Source organism: Mesorhizobium sp. M9A.F.Ca.ET.002.03.1.2 (genome assembly GCF_003952365.1).
GTDB lineage: Bacteria > Pseudomonadota > Alphaproteobacteria > Rhizobiales > Rhizobiaceae > Mesorhizobium.
Genome location: NZ_CP034443.1, coordinates 291578 through 309252, shown reverse-complemented (window position 1 = coordinate 309252; position 17675 = coordinate 291578). Strand labels below are relative to the sequence as shown.

Genomic DNA, 17675 nt, shown 5'->3' with positions numbered 1-17675 from the left:
GAGACGTCAGGGGTGGTGGCTGGCCGCTTCGCGAATGGTCTGCAGCAGGATGGAAAAAGCCGGCGAGGGGGCGGTGTCGGTCCGCATCGTCAGGCCGACCGGGCCCTTGGTCTCCTCGGTGTCGACGGGCAAGGCGACGAAGGCGCCGCTGGAGATCTCGTTGGCGACTACGCCGGCCGAGATGATCCACACCGCATTGCTCTGGCGCATGAAGGAACGGCCGAAGGAATCCGAGACGGTCTCGATCTCGGTCGCCGGCGCCGTCATGCCGTTGGTGATGAACAGGCGATCGACGAAGGGGCGGATGACCGATTCCCGCGTCGGCATCAGCACCGGGAATTCGTCGAGCCGGGCGAACACGTCCTGGCCTGGCTCGAGCAGCGGGTGGCCGGCGCGCACCACGAACAGCACCTGTTCGGAATAGAGATGCTCGAAGAAGAAGCCGGTCATGTTTTCCGGCGCCGCAAGCCGGCCGACGACGAGGTCGAGCGCGCCGACGCGCAATTGTTCGAGCAGCACGGCGTTCTCGCCGGTGACGATCTTGATCGCGGCTCCCGTGTTCTCGCTCAGGAACAGGCTCATGGCGAGCGGCATCACCCGCGCCGACACCGTCGGCAGCGCGCCGATGCGGATCGGGTGGCGGTTGATGGCGCCATCCTGCCTGACGGAATCGACGCCGCGCTTCAGCGCGGTGATCGCCGTGCCGGCATGGCCAAGGAAGATTTCGCCGAGCCGCGTCACCCGGATGCCGCGGCCGTCGCGTTCGACGACGGCGATGCCGAGCGCCTCTTCCAGCTCGCGCAATGTCTTGGTCACCGCTGGCGCACTGACATGCAGGAAGTCGGCGGCACGCGCCACGCTTCCTTGCCGCGCCACTTCGAGAAACGCCTGCAAATGTCGCAAGCGGATGCGGCTTTCGGCCATGGTTCGATAACCTCCAAGTTAATGAAACGCCACAAAATATCATTTTACCGAACCAAACACCTAGTGCAAGGTAGCTGTGGAGGATCGAAATCGTGCCATTCGTCAGCATCGGCGGCGTCACGCTGCATCACCGCTACAGGTCGGGGACTGGCAATGCGCGCCCGATCATATTCATGAATTCGCTGGGCACCGACTTCCGGATCTGGGACGGGGTTGTCTCGTCTCTCGGCGATGAAATGCCCACGCTCGTTTACGACAAGCGCGGTCATGGGCTCTCCGATATCGGCGGTGTCAATTCGATCTTCGACCATGTCGACGACCTTTGCGGGCTCATCGATCACTTCGATCTTGGCAGGGTCGTGTTGTGCGGCCTGTCGGTCGGCGGCCTGATCGCGCAGGGGTTTTATGCCAGGCGCCCGGAAGGCGTCGAGGCACTGATCCTGTGCGACACGGCCCACAAGATCGGCACTACGGAGAGCTGGAATACGCGCATCGCAACAGTTGAAAGCAAGGGCATCCAGGAGATCGCCGATGGGGTGCTCAAGATGTGGTTCACCCCCGCCTTCCACGCGGAGCGTTCGGCCGATCTCGACGGCTGTTGGAACATGCTGACCAGGCAAGCGCTCGCCGGCTATATCGGGACTTGCGCTGCCGTCCGCGACGCGGATTTCACCGAGGCCGTGCACCGCATCGCGGTGCCGACGCTCTGCGTCGTCGGCGACCAGGACGGCTCGACGCCGCCCGCCCTGGTGCGCTCGCTGGCTGATCTCATTCCCGGCGCGCGCTTCGAGGTGATCCGCGACGCCGGGCACATTCCCTGCGTCGAGCAGCCCGAGGCGCTGACTACTTTGATCCGCGACTTTGTCGCCTCGCTTCCCGAGGAAAGGCAAGCCCATGGATGATGTCTCCAAGAACCCAACCAGGTACCGGACCGGGCTGTCGGTGCGGCGATCCGTGCTCGGCGATCCGCATGTTGACCGCACGGAGGACGCCGCCACCGATTTCGACCGGCCGTTCCAGCATCTGATCACCGAGGCTGCCTGGGGGACGGTGTGGGCGCGTCCCGGCTGGTCGAAGCGCGAGCGCTCGATCGTGACGCTGGCACTGCTGGCGGCACTCGGCCATGATGAGGAGGTGGCCATGCATGTGCGCGCCACCGCCAATACCGGCGCCTCGCGCGAGGATATCTGCGAGGCGTTCCTGCATGTCGCGATCTATGCCGGCGTGCCGGCGGCCAATCGCGCCTTCAAGATCGCCAAGGAGGTGTTCTCGCAAATGGACGGAGGCAAGAGCGCCCATGCCTGAGCTCGGATCGAACCGGATGCCGGAGACCGGCGCCTTCTTCCAGCGCGACCGGAGATGGCATCCGCCGGCGCTGACGCCGAATTACAAGACCTCCGTGCTGCGCTCGCCGCAGAAGGCGCTGCTCGCCTTCGACAACACGGCGTCGGAACTCACCGGCCCAGTGTTCGGCCACGCCATGCTCGGCGAGCTCGACAACGATCTGATCCACAATTTTGCCAGGCCCGGCGAGAGCGCCCTCGGCGAGCGCATCATCGTCTATGGGCGGGTGCTCGACGAGCGCGGCAAGGGCGTGCCCGGCGCGCTGCTCGAATTCTGGCAGGCCAATTCAGGTGGCCGCTACCGCCACAAGAAGGATGGCTACCTGGCGCCGCTTGATCCAAATTTTGGTGGCTGCGGCCGCACCATCACCGGCGAGGATGGCGGCTATGCCTTTCGCACTGTCAAGCCCGGACCTTATCCTTGGCCGAATGGACCTAATGACTGGCGGCCTTCGCACATCCATTTCTCGATTTTTGGCCACGCCTTCGCGCAGCGGCTGATCACCCAGATGTACTTCGAGGGTGATCCGCTGATCTGGAAATGCCCTATCGTGCGCGGGATTCGCGACAAGGCGGCGATCGAGACGCTGATCGCAGCGCTCGACATGCAGGCGACGATCCCGATGGACGCGCGCGCCTACAAGTTCGACGTCGTGCTGCGTGGGCGGCGCTCCTCGCTGTTCGAAAACAGGCCGGAGAGCAATTGATGGCGCAGTCGCTCGACCGGCTGAAGGAAAGCCCCTCGCAGACCGCCGGTCCCTATGTGCATATCGGACTGACGCCCAATTTCTGCGGCATCGGCGGCGTATATCCGAGCGACCTTGGCTCGACGATGGTCAACGACCAGACTAAGGGCGAGCGCATCGATTTGCGAATCAGGGTGCTCGACGGCACAGGCACGCCGCTCAAGGACGCGCTGATCGAGATCTGGCAGGCAGATAGCAACGGGCTCTACAATTCGCCGGCCGAGCTGCGCTGCGCAGCCGATCCCAACTTCCAGGGCTGGGGCCGCCAGCCGACCGACATGGAAACCGGCGTCTGCCTGTTCCAGACGATCAAGCCCGGCCGCGTGCCGTTCCGCGATGGCCGATTGATGGCGCCGCACATCACGCTGTGGATCGTGGCGCGTGGCATCAATATCGGTCTGCACACCAGGCTCTATTTCTCCGACGAGGAGGAGGCCAACGCCGAGGATCCGATCCTTGCCCGCATCGAGCACCGCGTGCGCGTGCCCACCTTAATCGCCGAGCGCCAGGGCGACACTTACGTCTTCGATGTCCACCTTCAGGGCGAGAAGGAGACGGTCTTCTTCGACAGCTGACCGACTGCCACATGACGGTATCGCCCTTCGACCACCCGCTGCTTTCCGGCCTGCTCGGCGACGAAGAGGCGGCGAGGCATTTTTCCGTGGAAGCGGATATCGCCGCGATGCTCGGTTTCGAGCGGGCGCTGGCCGAGGCCGAAGCCGAATGCGGTGTGATCCCGCGCGAGGCCGGGGCGGCGATCGTCAAGGCGCTGGCCGCGTTCCGGCCCGACACGGCAAAGCTGCGCGCCGGCGTCGCCAAGGATGGCGTCGTGGTGCCGGAGCTGGTGCGCCAGATCAAGGCTGCCGTCGGTGGGCAGTATAGTGAATTCGTTCATCTCGGCGCCACCAGCCAGGACGTCATCGACACTGCGCTGGTGCTGCGCCTGCGCCAGGTGGTCGAGCATATCGGCCTGCTGCTCAGCGAAAACATCGTGCGGCTCACCGGCCTAGAACAAGAATTCGGAAGCAGGGCGCTGACGGCGATGACGCGCATGCAGCCGGCAATTCCTATCAAAGTAGCGGATCGGGTCGCTTCGTGGCGGGCGCCGCTCGAGCGTCATCAGCAGCGTTTGACGGAACAGTCCAGCAGGCTGCTCGTGGTGCAGTTCGGCGGCGCGGCGGGCACGCTCGAAAAGCTCGGCGACAAAGGTGCAGCGGTGCGCGCGGCGCTCGCCGCCAAACTCGGCCTTTCCGATGCGCCGCAATGGCACAGCCAGCGCGGCGCGCTCGTGGACTTCGCAGGCTGGCTGTCGCTCGCCACCGGCAACCTCGGCAAGTTCGGCCAGGATATCGCGCTGATGGCGCAGGCCGGCACGGAGATCAGGCTCTCCGGCGGCGGCGGTTCTTCGGCCATGCCGCACAAGCGGAATCCGGTGAAAGCCGAAGCGCTGGTGGCGCTCGCGCACTTCAACGCCGTCCAGCTTTCTGGCATGCACCAGGCGCTGGTGCATGAGCAGGAGCGCTCGGGCACCGCCTGGACGCTGGAATGGCTCACCCTGCCGCAGATGGTGATGGCAACCGCTGCCGCACTCAGGCTCGCCGCCGAACTTGCGGGGCAGATCGAAAGTCTCGGGCACTGATGCGCACGCAGGTCGCCATCGTCGGGTCAGGACCTTCCGGCCTGCTGCTCGGCCAGTTGCTCGCCACGATCGGCGTCGAGACGGTCATCCTCGAGCGATCGAGCCGCGAACATGTGCTTGGCCGCGTGCGCGCCGGCGTGCTCGAACAGGGCACGGTCGATCTGCTCAGCGAAGCGGGTGCGGCGACGCGGCTCAACGCCGAAGGCCTGCAGCATTCCGGCATCTCGCTCGCCTTCGACGGACGCCTGCATCGTATCGATCTCACGATGCTCACCGGCGGCAAGCATGTCACCGTCTACGGTCAAACCGAGGTGACGCATGATTTGATGGACAAGCGCGAGGCGGCCGGGCTCGCCACGGTCTATGAAGCCGCGAATGTCGCGCTGCACGATTTCGATGGCGAGACGCCTTTCGTCACCTATGACAAGGATGGAGTCAGCCACCGCATCGACTGCAACTTCATCGCCGGCTGCGACGGCTATCACGGCGTCAGTCGCAAATCAGTGCCGGAACGCTCGATAAAGACATTTGAGCGGCAGTACCCGTTCGGCTGGCTCGGCGTGCTGGCCGAAGTGCCGCCGGCTGACCATGAACTGGTCTACGCCAACCATGAGCGGGGCTTTGCCCTGTGCTCGATGCGCTCGACGCACCGCAGCCGCTACTATGTGCAATGCCCGCTGGATGACCATGTCGAGGCATGGTCGGACGATCGCTTCTGGGACGAGTTGCGTCGCCGTTTGCCGCCGCAGACGGCCGCGGCCGTAACCGTTGGGCCATCCTTCGAGAAGTCGATCGCGCCGCTGCGCTCCTTCGTCGCCGAGCCGATGCGCTTCGGCCGCCTGTTTCTGGTCGGCGACGCCGCCCATATCGTGCCGCCGACCGGGGCCAAGGGCCTCAACCTTGCTGCCAGCGACGTGCGCTACCTCTTTGCCGGGCTTCGCGAATTCTATCGCGACAAATCCCAAGTCGGGCTCGACGCCTATTCAGGCAAGGCGCTGGCGAGGGTCTGGAAAGCGGTGCGCTTCTCCTGGTGGATGACAATGATGCTGCACCGCTTTCCCGAGACGGGCGAGTTCGGTCAGCGCATCCAGGAAGCCGAGCTCGACTATCTCGTGCATTCGAAAGCTGCTTCCACAGCGCTTGCCGAAAACTATGTCGGCCTGCCCTATTGATCGGCGTGAGCCGTCAAACCCGCTCCAGCGCTATGGCGATGCCTTGGCCGACGCCGATGCACATGGTGGCGAGCGCGTAGCGACCGCCACGCTCCCTGAGTTCCAGCGCTGCGGTGCCGGTGATGCGCGCGCCTGACATGCCGAGCGGATGACCGAGCGCGATGGCGCCGCCATTTGGGTTGACGTGCTCCGCGTCCTCGGCAATGCCGAGTTGGCGCAGCACAGCGATGCCTTGGGAGGCAAAGGCTTCGTTGAGCTCGATGACATCGAAATCTGCCGGCTTCAGACCCAGCCGCGCGCACAGCTTCTGCGCGGCCGGCACCGGGCCGATGCCCATGATGCGCGGCGCCACGCCGGCGGCCGCACCGCCGAGGATGCGGGCGATCGGCGTCAGGCCATATTTCTTCACGGCGGCTTCCGAGGCGACGATCAGCGCCGCCGCACCGTCATTGACGCCCGACGCGTTGCCGGCGGTGACCGTGCCGCCTTGCCGGAACGGCGTCGGCAATTTCGCGAGCGCCTCGATCGTCGTGCCGGCGCGCGGGTGTTCATCCTTCGAGACGATAACCGGGTCACCCTTGCGCTGCGGGATCGTCACCGGGGTGATCTCCTTGGCCAGCCGGCCAATGGCCTGCGCGGCGACGGCCTTGTCCTGGCTGCGCACGGCAAATGCATCCTGGTCGGTGCGCGAGACGGAAAAATCCTAGGCGACATTCTCACCGGTCTCCGGCATGGAATCGATGCCGTACTGCTGCTTCATCAGCGGGTTGACGAAGCGCCAGCCGATGGTGGTGTCGTAGATCTCGGCATTGCGCGAAAAGGCGGTTTCAGCCTTAGGCATGACGAAGGGCGCGCGGCTCATCGATTCGACGCCGCCTGATATCATCAGCTCGGCCTCGCCGGCCCTGATGGCGCGGGCGGCGATGATGACGGCATCCATGCCGGAACCACAGAGGCGGTTGACAGTCGAGCCGGAAACTTCCCGGGGCAGGCCGGCGAGCAGCAGGGACATCCTTGCTACATTGCGGTTGTCCTCGCCGGCCTGGTTGGCGCAGCCATAGACGACGTCGTCGATCGCGGCCCAGTCGACGCCGGGACTGCGTTCGACCAGTGCCCTCAGGGGTATCGCGCCGAGGTCATCCGCGCGGATCGAGGCTAACTGCCCGCCGAAGCGTCCGATCGGCGTGCGGATGTAATCGCAGATATAGGCCTCGGCCATCTATGCAGCTTTCTCTTTGGCGGTTCCCTCATGCGCTGCTTTGGTGCGAGCCTGCAGGTCGCGCAGCGTCGTGAGTTCGAGCTCGCTTGGCGCCGGCGTCTCGTCAAGTGCCTCGGCGAACTTGACCGTCCAGCCACAGGTCGCTTGCACCTGTTCGCGCGAAACGCCGGGATGCAGCGAGACCACGGTGAATTCCTTGGTCACCGGGTCCGGCTTCCAGACTGCGAGATCGGTGATCAGCAGCGTCGGGCCTGCCGTATCGATGCCGAGACGCTTGCGGTGATCGCCGCCCTCGCCATGGCCGAAGGAGGTGAAGAAATCGATTGTCTCGACCATGCCGCGCTTCGATTGCGCCATGGTGATGTAGACCTCTCTCGACGAGGTGGCGATCTCCGGCGCGCCGCCGCCGCCGGGAAGGCGGGTCTTCGGATGCGCATAGTCGCCGATAACGGTGGTGTTGATGTTGCCGAACTTGTCGAGCTGGGCCGCACCCAGGAAGCCGATCGAGATGCGGCCGCCCTGCAGCCAGTAGCGGAACATCTCCGGCACCGCAACGGTGGTGACCGCTGTTTCGCACAATTCGCCATCGCCGATCGACAGCGGCAGTACATCAGGCGCGGTGCCGATGGTGCCGCTCTCGTAGATCAGCGTGATGTCGGGAGCATGCGTCAACCGTGCGACATTGCAGGCGGCCGACGGCGCACCGATGCCGACGAAACAGACATCGTCGTTCTTCAGCGCCCGGCTGGCGGCGATCGCCATCATCTCATTGGGAGTGAAACCCAGTTTTTGGTCCTCGCTCATGCCGCAGGCCTCAGATGGTCGACGCGAGCGGCGAAATCGCCGGCCGTGCTGTCGATGACGTTTGCCTGCATCCAGGCCTGAAAGCGCTCGCGGTCGGCGGCGATCTCGTCCCATTCGAGATAGGCGGCGTTGTCGCGGACATAATAGCCGTGCGTGTAGGACGGATGCGAACCGCCGGGCACGACTGATATGGCGGCAATCGTCCATCTCGGCAGCACGGTAAGGTTCGGGTGGAGATCGTCGAAACTGTCGACCACCTCCTCCACCGTCACCACGGCGCGCTTTGCCGCCAGCACGGCTTCCTTCTGGATGCCGATAATGCCTTCGACCAGCACATTGCCTTTGCGGTCTGCCTTCTGCGCGTGGATGAAGGAGACATCGGGACGGATGGCCGGAACGGCGGCAAGCACCTCGCCGGTGAAGGGACAAGTGACCGATCTGATGTTCGGATTGACCGAAGCGAGCCCTGCGCCGCGATAACCGCGAAAGACCGCGCAGGGCAGTCCGGCCGCGCCCGCTTCATAGGCGTTCGCCATGCAGGCATGGCTGTGTTCTTCGACCTCGATCGCCCGCGGAAAGCCGTTCTCGATGGCGTCGCGGGCACGTCTGAGCAGGCCGACACCGGGATTGCCGACATATGAGAAAATGATCTTCTTCGCCATGCCCATGCCGATCATCTGGTCATAGATCAGGTCGGGCGTCATGCGTATCAGGGTGAGGTTGCGAAAGCCCTGGCGGATGGCTTCATGCGCCGCCGCCGTCGGGATCAGATGGGTGAAGCCCTCGAAGGCGACGGTGTCGCCATCGTGCAGATTTTCCGCCACGGGTTGGTTGAGCGGCAGAAACTGGACCATCGCAGGCACTCCGACACCAAGAAGTTCGTATTGCGAACAATTGTTTTATATGAGATACTTTCTATGTCGGAATGCCGCTTGGAGTCAACCCGGCGCTGCTTGGTTTGCCAGGGGGTCACATGGATGACGAAGGCACTTTGCGTGACCATGTCGGTTCACTGGAACGTGGGCTGGTGGTCATGGAAATCCTGGCGCGGCACCCGACCGGGATGACGCTGACGGAGATGGCCGAAGAGGCGGGGCTGTCCCGCGCCGGCGCCCGCCGCTTCCTGCTGACATTGGTGAGCACTGGCTACGCGACGCAGTCCGGCCGGCTTTTTTCCCTGTCGCCCCGCTTGTTGACTGTCGCTCGGACCTGGCTCGGCAGCGACTCGTTATGGACCTTCGCGGCGCCCGTGATGCGCGAGGTCGCGGCGCAATTCGACGAAGCCTGTAACGCGGCCGTGCTGTCGGGCGAGGACGTCGTCTACGTCGCTCGCATTCCCGGTCGACGCATCCTAAGCGTGACACTCGATGTCGGCACAAGGCTGCCGGCCTACTGTACGTCGATGGGCCGCGTCCTGCTCGCCGGCTTGGCACCGGATGAGCTGGAGACCTTTCTCGGACAGGCGAAAATCGAGCGAAGGACGGCGATGACGATCACCAAGCTGGACGTGCTGACCAAGGCCATTCACAAAGCCAAGGCGGACGGTTTTGCCATCGTCGATGAAGAGCTGGAGCTCGGCCTGCGCTCGATCGCCGTGCCGATCAGCGATCGCGCCGGGCATACCGTGGCGGCAATCAATGTCTCGACCCAGTCGGCGCGTTTCTCGGTCGAGGATATGCAGCGTGAGATCCTGCCGGCACTGCTCCGGGCAAAGCAGCGCGTCGAAGAGTTTTTCTTCGTCTGACGAGCCTGCCGTTTTCACCCTTCAAATTCTGGCTGCCCGCAAAACACAGCTTTTTCGTGGCTTGCGCCGGGCCGATGCCCATGCATCCGCCTGCCCTGTTAGGGCTACCAGTCAGGCGGTAGGCAGGGGAGACCTCGATCGCTGCGATTGGCAGACGTAACATTGTGCTGCCGAAATGAATTTTAGGATCGGCCTCAGGGGGCAATTTCGGCTGGCTGAGACCACCGTCGCTGTGCGCCAGTTCTGGCTGCGGCGTGAATGCCGGGCACTTCATTCCATGCAATCATCGCATCCGAGCGAAGAGTTCGATGGTCGATTGCTGACAGGCTGTAGCGGGGAAAGTGGAACTGTTCCGGGCGGACAGACGTGATCTGGGCTAATCAGGTTTTGGGTCGCCGGACCATGCGAGAATATACGAAGGATATGGCTTGACGAACCACCCGCTACCTGGCTGTTTTTGTTGAAAAGACAACGTCCCTCCGGGCCCACCATAACGTTAAACATCAATCATTTACATCTACTTCTTTACAAGTAGATATAAGCGTCTTCGCCAACGTCATAGCATTTCAGTGAAACTGGTTGGGCCCTTTGTCCGTCAATTTCCTCCTTCTCGTCGAAAGCACTGGACGCACACCTACCTCAAGAATTCTGGCCTCGAAAGGCTATCCTGTGACACGTGCGGTGACCGGCGGCAACGACGTGCGAATAGGCGGGGTTTGATCCGATTTTGACGTCTGCCATCGTCTCCCGCAGTGGCAGAATCAAGCTGAAAGGTGCCGTTTGAGCTCGGGAATGCGGGCCGAGTGGGGATCTACGCCAAGACGCGCGACGCTGCTGTGGATCAAAGGCGCATGCGCGGGTTTCCGCTGGTTCAGGGCTTGGTGGCGCAGATCGCGTATCGATGCTGCGTGGTGCGCTCCAGAGCCTTGAGGAAGTTCATGTGACGCGCCTGCGCGCGATGAATCGCGCGGAGCCGGGTGTCGATCACAGGCACCTCGAAGCCCGCCGCCACGAGAAGCGCGCAGACCTCGTCCGCTTTGGCCCCGCACGAAAAGTGGAGACGCGCAAGGATGCTACGATGGCGTTCCGCCATCGCCTGGTCCAGTCCACCGGCCGGCTCGACTGTCTGGCCGGTGATCTTTTCAAGGGCGGTGCGGAGACGGGCCGCCCAGGTCTCGGTGACGAAATCACCGTCAACGATCAGCAACCGTCCGCCGGGCTTGAGCAGCGAGAACCATTCGGCGAACGCGGCTGGCGGATCGACCAACGTCCAGACGAGATGACGGGTGACGAGGATGTCGTAGCATTCCCTTTCTTCGTGCGTACGCTCTGCGTCGCCGAGCAGGAACCGGATGTCGCTTCCCCTTTTCGTCGCCTTCGCACGCGCCTTGGAAAGCATGGCCTCTGACCAGTCCAATCCTGTCACGGCGTAGCCCAAGTCATGCATGAGATGGGATACCACCCCAGTGCCGCAGGCGAGGTCGAGCGCGCGGTGTCCACTCCCGGTGCCCAGGTGCTTGAGGATCAGCCGGTGCTAGGCCCGGCGCTCCCGCTCGGAAGAGATCTCATGCCCGACCGAGAGGTCGAAGGTCTCCGCACGCGCAGACCAGTAGTCACGTATTTCGTCCCGCAGCGAATAATTGGCCTCGCCCGCCATTCCGAACCCTTGTCATCGCGCCAGTCTGGAATGGCTCTAAAAGATATTTCTTGAGATTTGAAGTCATCTTTTATAAGCCGCCTCTGACAATCCACCTGAGAGAGGGCGTGATGACTTTTGGAAGGATCGCAGCAGGGACGATGGCGGCCGCTATCGTTGCCCTATCGATGACGCTGGCCGCAAAGGCCGAGATGGTGAAAGTGACCGACGTCACCGGCCGCGAGGTCGAGGTGAACGTTCCGGTCGAACGGGTGATCCTGGGTGAAGGCCGGCAGGTCTATCTCGTCGCGGCGCTCGACACCGAGGACCCGTTCAAGCGCATCGTCGGCTGGCGCGAGGATTTCAGCCAGGCTGATCCCGACAACTACGCTGCCTATCTCGAGAAATTCCCGGGAATGGTGAAGATTCCCACCTTCGGCGGGTTCAAGGACGGTACCTTCGATGTCGAGCAGGCGGTCTCGCTCAAGCCCGACGTCATCCTGATGAATATCGAGTCGAAGCAGGCCACCGAGGACGCCAAGTATATCGAGAAGCTCGCCGCCGCCGGCATCCCGCTGGTCTATGTCGATTTCCGCGAGCGCCCCTTCACCAACACCGAACCCAGCATGCGCCTATTCGGCAAGCTGTTCGGCAAAGAGGAGCGCGCCGAGGAGTTCATCGCCTTTCGCGCCGCCGAGATCGCCCGCGTCACCGACGTCATCGGGAAGGCCAACCCCGCCCGGCCGAAGGTCTTCGTCGAGCGCGCCGGCGGCTATTCGGAAGACTGCTGCATGAGCTTCGGCGACGACAATTTCGGCAAGTTCGTCGAGATGGCGGGCGGCGACAACATCGCCAAGGACATCATTCCCGGCACGTTCGGCACGCTCAACCCTGAGCAGATCATCGCCTCCAATCCGGATCAGATCATCGTCACCGGCGGCTGGTGGGAAGCCTATGTGCCGGGCGGCGCCTGGGTCGGCGTCGGCCCCGGCCGCGACGAGGCCGAGGCGCTGCGCAAGCTGAAGGCGCTGACCGAGCGGCCGGCGCTGACCGGGGTAAAGGCCGTCGAGAACGGCGAGGTGCATGCCATCTGGCATCAGTTCTACAACAGCCCCTATCAGTTCGTCGCCATCCAGCAGATGGCGAAGTGGCTGTATCCGGATCTCTTCGCCGAACTCGACCCCGAAGCCACCTTCAGGGAGCTGCACGAGAAGTTCCTGCCCGTCGCCTACAGGCCCGGCCACTGGGTCTCGTTGACCGATGTCGATTGAATCGACGGCCGTCGGCACGACGCTCGATCGTGCCGACGGACGAGGGCGTTACCGCACCCTCGTCTGGCGGCGGCAGCTCATTCTCGCCGGCCTTGCCGCCACCCTGCTCTTCAGCCTTTGCGTCGATCTTGCGGTCGGTCCGGCCCGCTACGGACTCGGTGAGGTTGTGCGGGCGCTCCTTGCTCCCGAGACGGTACCGCAGCAGGTGCGCGTAGTGCTCTGGGAAATCCGCATGCCGGTGGCGCTGATGGCCATCGTCGTGGGAGCGGCGCTCGCGGTGGCCGGCGCGCAGATGCAGACCATCCTCAACAATCCGCTGGCGAGCCCCTTCACGCTGGGAATATCCGCCGCCGCGAGTTTCGGCGCAGCACTTGCCCTGGCCTTCGGGGTAAGGCTCATCCCCGCCGCCGTCGGATATGTCGTGCCCGTCAACGCCTTCGTGATGGCGATGCTAGCGGCGTTCCTCATTCACATGCTGAGCGTCAAGCGCGGCGTTAGCGTGGAAACCATCGTGCTCCTGGGCATCGCGCTGGTTTTCACCTTCAACGCGCTGCTTGCGCTCGTCCAGTTTTTCGCCTCGGCGGAAGCGCTGGCCGCGGTCGTCTTCTGGACGATGGGCAGCCTCACCAAGGCCACCTGGCCCAAGCTCGCTGTCACCACATTCATTCTCCTGGCTGTCCTGCCCATTTTCGCGCGGCGCGCCTGGGCACTGACGGCATTGAGGTTGGGCGAGGACAAGGCGGCCAGCTTCGGCGTCAAGGTCGGCCACCTGCGGCTGGAGACGCTGATCCTGGTGAGCCTTCTCGCCGCCATCCCTGTCGCCTTCGTCGGCACCATCGGCTTTATCGGCCTCGTCGGTCCGCATATCGCACGGATGGTCATCGGGGAGGACCAGCGCTTCTTCCTGCCCGCGTCGGCCCTGTCGGGCGCGCTGATCCTGTCGGCGAGCTCCGTGGTCAGCAAGTCGCTCATCCCCGGGACGGTCTTCCCGATCGGCATCGTCACCTCGCTCATCGGAATCCCGTTCTTCATCTCGCTCATCTTGTCCAGCACGAGGCGCTCATGGTGACGATCCGGCTCGAGGCGCTCGGCGCGCGCTATGGCACGAGCCTTCGGCTTCGGGATGTGACGACGCCTGCGTTCGAGGGCGGAGACATCGTGGCCGTGATCGGTCCGAACGCTGCCGGCAAGTCGACGCTGTTCAGGCGCATCGCTGGCCTTCTCCACGGACCAGGAGCCGTGCATGTCGAAGGCGCGTCCCGCGGGAAGAACGGCATCTGCTACATGCCGCAGGACACGTCCGCGAACGCGGTGCTCACGGTCTATGAGTCAGTGTTGCTCGCCCGTAAGCAGGGTATGGGCTGGTCTGTGGGGGACGATGATCTGGCTCGCATCGACGAGACCCTGGCGGCGCTCGGCATCGCCGAAATCGCGTTTCGCAACATAGGCGAGCTTTCCGGCGGCCAGCGGCAACTCGCCAGCCTGGCACAGACGCTAGTGCGTGAGCCAGAAATCCTGCTGATGGACGAACCGACATCGGCACTCGATCTGTCGCGGCAGATGGAGGTGCTGGGCCTCATGCGGGAACTTGCCCGGGTAAGAGGCATGGTCGTGCTGATCGCCCTGCACGACCTCAATCACGCCCTGCGGTTCAGCGATCAGGCAATGGTCATCGCGGACGGCCGGCTGGTTGCATGTGGGTCATCACCGAACGTCATCACGTCCGATCTGCTGAGGGACGTCTATCACGTCAACGCGCGCATCGAGCCGTGCTCGCGCGGCATCGGCCACGTCATCGTGGACGGCCCGGTGGATGAGCGTCGGTTGGTCATGAAGTCGGCAGCGTAAGTCGAATCCGGGATTCAGAGGAGATTCGAAGCGGCTCCCGTGTCGGCTGCATGACAGCAACCGCATTGCGCGGCTTGATTGACGCGCACTCCAATCGACCTGCCGTAGCGATCGCCCCTTGGGTCGGACGTGAACTTGGGGTTCAGCTCAACGCGTGGCCGGCCAATCCATAAACCCACGGTCCATTGTCTTCCCGGTTCAGAAACCGGCGGCCCTTGGACATTGTCGTCACGGTCTCGGCAATGTCGAGGCCGGTCTGCTGAAGAAACTCGGCAAACACGCCATCCCTCTCGCGGGTATCGACACGCGTGAATCGACCTGCGAGCTTCTTCAGATGGACGGCTGTGAGATGCACAGCATCATAGTCGTTTCGGGCTACAACGGGGCCAATCACGAAGCCGCGCCCGAACTCGCGGCGCATGGAATAGCCGACAACCTTGCCGCCTCGGCTCAATACGGAAATTGACGCATTCGCCGAAAGCAACGCGAGCACCCTGGACCGATCGCTCCCAAACGCACGCGCATCGAGCGCGGTGATTTCAGAGAGCCTGTCGCTGGGAAGTTCACTCAGCTCGCCGTCCAGTGGGGGCAGTGGCGGGAGTGTTTGTGGGGCCACCTCTTGGCGCATGTTGACGATCGCCTCGCTAGTGAAGCCCAGCGAAACATACAGGGGATAGGCGGCATGGGTAGCGTTCAGCGCCAGGTTGCGCGCGCCGCACTGCTCGAGAACCTGGTCCATGAGCCATCGACCGCCCCCCTGCGCCTGGGCGCGAGGCGTCGTAATCACGAGCCCGATGGTGGCGAAGTCGTCGCCCTGAGGGAACCACATCGCACTTCCGAAAACGCGGCCGATGCCGTCGACGGCAACTATGCCGCGCCCGACGCGACGCAGTAGCTCCCAATCCTTGGGGCGATGCGGCCAGCGAACGGAGATTGACAGAGCGTGCAGGAGGTCAACGTCGACATCATTGATGTCCCGCGCGACCAGTTCGAAGGATTTCAGGCGCACCGATCTCTGCATGTCAGCTCATCCGCTCTGTCACCCGCACCAGTCTCCCATCACGCTTCTGATTGCAACCGCGCAGCAGGTGTCTGTTGCCGCAGACTTGCACGGAAACGCCAGCAGATTCGATCGGCTGGAGGCCCGTTTTCGCAATCTTCGGCCAAAGTACGGAGCGATTCGGCACGGAATACTCCTGCTTGCAGTTACGCTGGTCCTATCTGCCGTGTTGCGCAAGCAGAGTGGCCGCCATGAATGTGGAAGAGATCCTCGCGAAGCTGATCGCATTTCCTACTGTCGTGGGTACGCCCAATGGCGCGATCGTCGATTGGATCAGCGACTTCTGTCGGTCGGCTAGAGCGGAGGTGACGGTTCTACCCGGTCCCGAAGGCGACCGCTCCAACCTTTTTGTCACAATCGGCCCGCGCGAGCGTCGGGGCCATGTCATCTCCGGACATATGGACGTCGTGCCGGCTGGCGAGCCGGAATGGAGTTCGGATCCGTTCGTCTTGCGTCGCGATGGCGACAGGCTTTACGGGCGCGGCACCACCGACATGAAGGGCTTCCTCGCATGCGCTTTGGCGGCGCTCCCGGGACTTGCGGCCATGAACCTGCGGCAGCCGGTTCATCTCGCATTCTCCTATGATGAAGAGGCGGGATGCCGCGGCGTCCCGCATCTCCTGGGTGCGCTGCCGGGCCTGTGCGAGAAGCCGCTCGGTGCGATTATCGGCGAGCCGAGCCGGATGCAGCCTGTGCTGGCGCACAAAGGGAAGATGGCCGCGCGGCTCGAGGTTATCGGAAGATCCGGCCATTCGTCGCGCCCCGATCTCGGCCTCAATGCCATCCAAGCCTTGGCCGGAGTCATCACCTACGCGGTGGGCTATGGCCAGTCTCTCACCGACGGGCCGCTCGATGGCAATTTCGAGCCCCCATACTCTTCCCTGCAGGTTGGCGTCATTGCCGGCGGCCAGTCGGTCAACATCATCCCTGACCGTTGCACGGCCGATATCGAGGCGCGTGCCGTGCCGGGCGTTTCCCCGACTTCGCTCCTCGAACCGGTGAAGGCCCGGCTTTTCGCACTGCGCGACAGTGGCTTCGAGGTGGCCTGGCACGAGTTGAGTTCCTATCCCGCCCTTGCGCCCGTGAACGGGAGCGAGCTGGCGGCCACGCTGACTCAGCTGACAGGGCGGGAGCCGCTCACGGCAGTCAGCTATGGAACTGAAGCAGGGCTTTACCAGCAGGCCGGCATCCACTCGATCATTTGCGGCCCTGGCGAGATCGGGCGGGCCCATCGCCCGAACGAATACATCGAACTCGGCGAACTCGCGGCATGCCGGAAGATGATTGAGGACCTCGGCGCACGACTTGCGGTGTGACGGAAGGGCGGTTTCGATGGCGTTTCTCTTCAATTCCGATGCGGCACGTGGTGCTGTCTTCCGCGAGGTCTTCGCGCGCGAGCTGCCGGATTTGGAGTTCTTCCATTGCAGCGAAGAGGTTGACCCCGAGAAGATCCGCTATCTCATCACCTGGACGGTGCCGGACGACATCTCACGCTACCGCAAGCTGGAAGTGCTGTTCTCCATCGGCGCGGGCGTCGATCAGTTCGACCAGAATGTGGTGCCAAACCATGTGAAACTGGTGCGCATGGTCGAGGACGGCATCGTCCGCATGATGCAGGAATATGTCGCGCTCGCCGTGCTGGCGCTGCACCGCGACTTACCGGCCTATTTCGAGCAGCAGAAGAGGTGTTTCTGGCAACCCATTGCTGCTCGGCAGGCGGCCGAACGCCGGGTCGGCTTCCTCGGCCTTGGCATGTTGGCGCAGGCGGCCATCGCGCGCCTGAAGCCGTTTCAGTTTCCCCTGGCCGGATGGAGCCGCAGCGAAAAGCAGATCGAGGGCGTCACCTGCTTTCATGGCGAGGATCAGCTTGCCGGCTTTCTGAAGCAGACGGACATTCTCGTCTGTCTGCTGCCGCTGACGGAACGAACGCGCGGCATGCTCGATGCGCAGCTCTTCGCCCTGTTGCCCGCCGGGGCGCGTCTGCTGCATGTCGGCCGCGGCCCGCAACTCGACCAGACTGCGCTGATCGAAGCGCTCGACAGCGACCGACTTGCGGCGGCGATGCTCGACGTCACCGATCCGGAGCCGCTGCCGGAAAATCATCCGCTGTGGTCACATCCCAAGGTGATGATCACCCCGCACATCGCGTCCGTGACCCAACCGCAGACAGCGGCGCGATCGGTCGTCGAAAACATCCGGCGCCATCGCGCCGGGGAAGAACTGATCGGCCTCGTCGATCGGACACTTGGCTACTAACAGGAACCCTCAC

At 63.6% G+C, this 17675-nt stretch carries 16 protein-coding genes and 2 pseudogenes; 12 read left to right on the top strand and 6 right to left on the bottom strand.

Features of this window, described 5'->3' with window-relative positions; genetic code table 11:
* Positions 1-6 precede the first annotated feature (6 nt).
* Positions 7-924 (bottom strand): pca operon transcription factor PcaQ, encoded by a 918-nt coding sequence (gene pcaQ / locus EJ066_RS01570; RefSeq protein ID WP_126034499.1) that lies wholly within the window; start codon positions 922-924, stop codon positions 7-9.
* Positions 925-1016: 92 nt separating this feature from the next.
* Between pcaQ and pcaD the strand changes: the two genes are divergently transcribed.
* Genes pcaD through pobA form a run of 6 tightly spaced genes read left to right on the top strand, consistent with a single transcriptional unit; the run spans position 1017 to position 5824 of the window.
* Entirely contained in the window at positions 1017-1826 is an 810-nt protein-coding gene (gene pcaD / locus EJ066_RS01565) for a 3-oxoadipate enol-lactonase (protein ID WP_126034498.1), read from the top strand.
* Positions 1819-2229 carry a 4-carboxymuconolactone decarboxylase gene (gene pcaC / locus EJ066_RS01560; RefSeq protein WP_126034497.1) on the top strand — a complete coding sequence of 137 codons (411 nt, stop codon included), beginning with the start codon at positions 1819-1821 and terminating at the stop codon, positions 2227-2229. The genes pcaD and pcaC overlap by 8 nt, the downstream gene beginning before the upstream one ends.
* Positions 2222-2974 (top strand): protocatechuate 3,4-dioxygenase subunit beta, encoded by a 753-nt coding sequence (pcaH, locus tag EJ066_RS01555; RefSeq protein ID WP_126034496.1) that lies wholly within the window; start codon positions 2222-2224, stop codon positions 2972-2974. Before pcaC ends, pcaH begins: the two co-directional genes overlap by 8 nt.
* Positions 2974-3588 (top strand): protocatechuate 3,4-dioxygenase subunit alpha, encoded by a 615-nt coding sequence (gene pcaG, locus EJ066_RS01550; protein ID WP_126034495.1) that lies wholly within the window; start codon positions 2974-2976, stop codon positions 3586-3588. Before pcaH ends, pcaG begins: the two co-directional genes overlap by 1 nt.
* Positions 3589-3599: 11 nt before the next feature.
* On the top strand, positions 3600-4652 hold the full coding sequence (locus tag EJ066_RS01545; protein ID WP_126034494.1) for a 3-carboxy-cis,cis-muconate cycloisomerase: 1053 nt from the start codon (positions 3600-3602) through the stop codon (positions 4650-4652).
* Positions 4652-5824, top strand: a complete 1173-nt coding sequence (pobA, locus tag EJ066_RS01540) for a 4-hydroxybenzoate 3-monooxygenase (RefSeq protein ID WP_126034493.1) — start codon at positions 4652-4654, stop codon at positions 5822-5824. The genes EJ066_RS01545 and pobA overlap by 1 nt, the downstream gene beginning before the upstream one ends.
* A gap of 13 nt (positions 5825-5837) precedes the next feature.
* On the opposite strand, the pseudogene pcaF reads toward pobA, so the two are convergent.
* The 3 genes and pseudogenes from pcaF to EJ066_RS01525 form a co-directional block, all read right to left on the bottom strand.
* Positions 5838-7043: pseudogene (pcaF, locus tag EJ066_RS01535) on the bottom strand (3-oxoadipyl-CoA thiolase).
* Entirely contained in the window at positions 7044-7847 is an 804-nt protein-coding gene (locus EJ066_RS01530) for a CoA-transferase subunit beta (protein WP_126034492.1), read from the bottom strand.
* Entirely contained in the window at positions 7844-8701 is an 858-nt protein-coding gene (locus tag EJ066_RS01525) for a CoA transferase subunit A (protein WP_126034491.1), read from the bottom strand. The genes EJ066_RS01530 and EJ066_RS01525 overlap by 4 nt, the downstream gene beginning before the upstream one ends.
* A gap of 119 nt (positions 8702-8820) precedes the next feature.
* On the opposite strand from EJ066_RS01525, the gene EJ066_RS01520 reads away from it, so the two are divergent.
* Entirely contained in the window at positions 8821-9591 is a 771-nt protein-coding gene (locus EJ066_RS01520) for an IclR family transcriptional regulator C-terminal domain-containing protein (RefSeq protein ID WP_126034490.1), read from the top strand.
* Between the two features lie 871 nt (positions 9592-10462).
* Here the strand turns inward: EJ066_RS01520 and EJ066_RS01515 are convergent.
* Positions 10463-11248: pseudogene (locus EJ066_RS01515) on the bottom strand (class I SAM-dependent methyltransferase).
* A 140-nt stretch (positions 11249-11388) separates the two neighbouring features.
* On the opposite strand from EJ066_RS01515, the gene EJ066_RS01510 reads away from it, so the two are divergent.
* The 3 genes from EJ066_RS01510 to EJ066_RS01500 are packed head-to-tail and all read left to right on the top strand — an operon-like array spanning position 11389 to position 14346.
* Positions 11389-12498, top strand: coding sequence for an ABC transporter substrate-binding protein (locus EJ066_RS01510; protein ID WP_245455058.1), 1110 nt, complete (start codon positions 11389-11391; stop codon positions 12496-12498).
* Positions 12488-13567, top strand: a complete 1080-nt coding sequence (locus EJ066_RS01505) for an iron ABC transporter permease (protein WP_126034488.1) — start codon at positions 12488-12490, stop codon at positions 13565-13567. The genes EJ066_RS01510 and EJ066_RS01505 overlap by 11 nt, the downstream gene beginning before the upstream one ends.
* A complete protein-coding gene (locus tag EJ066_RS01500; RefSeq protein ID WP_126034487.1) occupies positions 13561-14346 on the top strand; it encodes an ABC transporter ATP-binding protein in 786 nt (261 codons plus the stop codon). Before EJ066_RS01505 ends, EJ066_RS01500 begins: the two co-directional genes overlap by 7 nt.
* Before the next feature lie 142 nt (positions 14347-14488).
* Here the strand turns inward: EJ066_RS01500 and EJ066_RS01495 are convergent, their stop codons facing one another.
* The gene (locus EJ066_RS01495; protein WP_126034486.1) at positions 14489-15367 is read right to left on the bottom strand and encodes a GNAT family N-acetyltransferase; all 879 of its coding nucleotides are present in this window, start codon (positions 15365-15367) and stop codon (positions 14489-14491) included.
* 230 nt (positions 15368-15597) lie between these two features.
* Here EJ066_RS01495 and argE point away from each other — a divergent pair, with 230 nt between their 5' ends.
* The gene (argE, locus tag EJ066_RS01490) at positions 15598-16722 is read left to right on the top strand and encodes an acetylornithine deacetylase (RefSeq protein ID WP_126034485.1); all 1125 of its coding nucleotides are present in this window, start codon (positions 15598-15600) and stop codon (positions 16720-16722) included.
* A gap of 16 nt (positions 16723-16738) precedes the next feature.
* Entirely contained in the window at positions 16739-17662 is a 924-nt protein-coding gene (locus EJ066_RS01485; RefSeq protein WP_126034484.1) for a glyoxylate/hydroxypyruvate reductase A, read from the top strand.
* Positions 17663-17675: the final 13 nt, after the last annotated feature.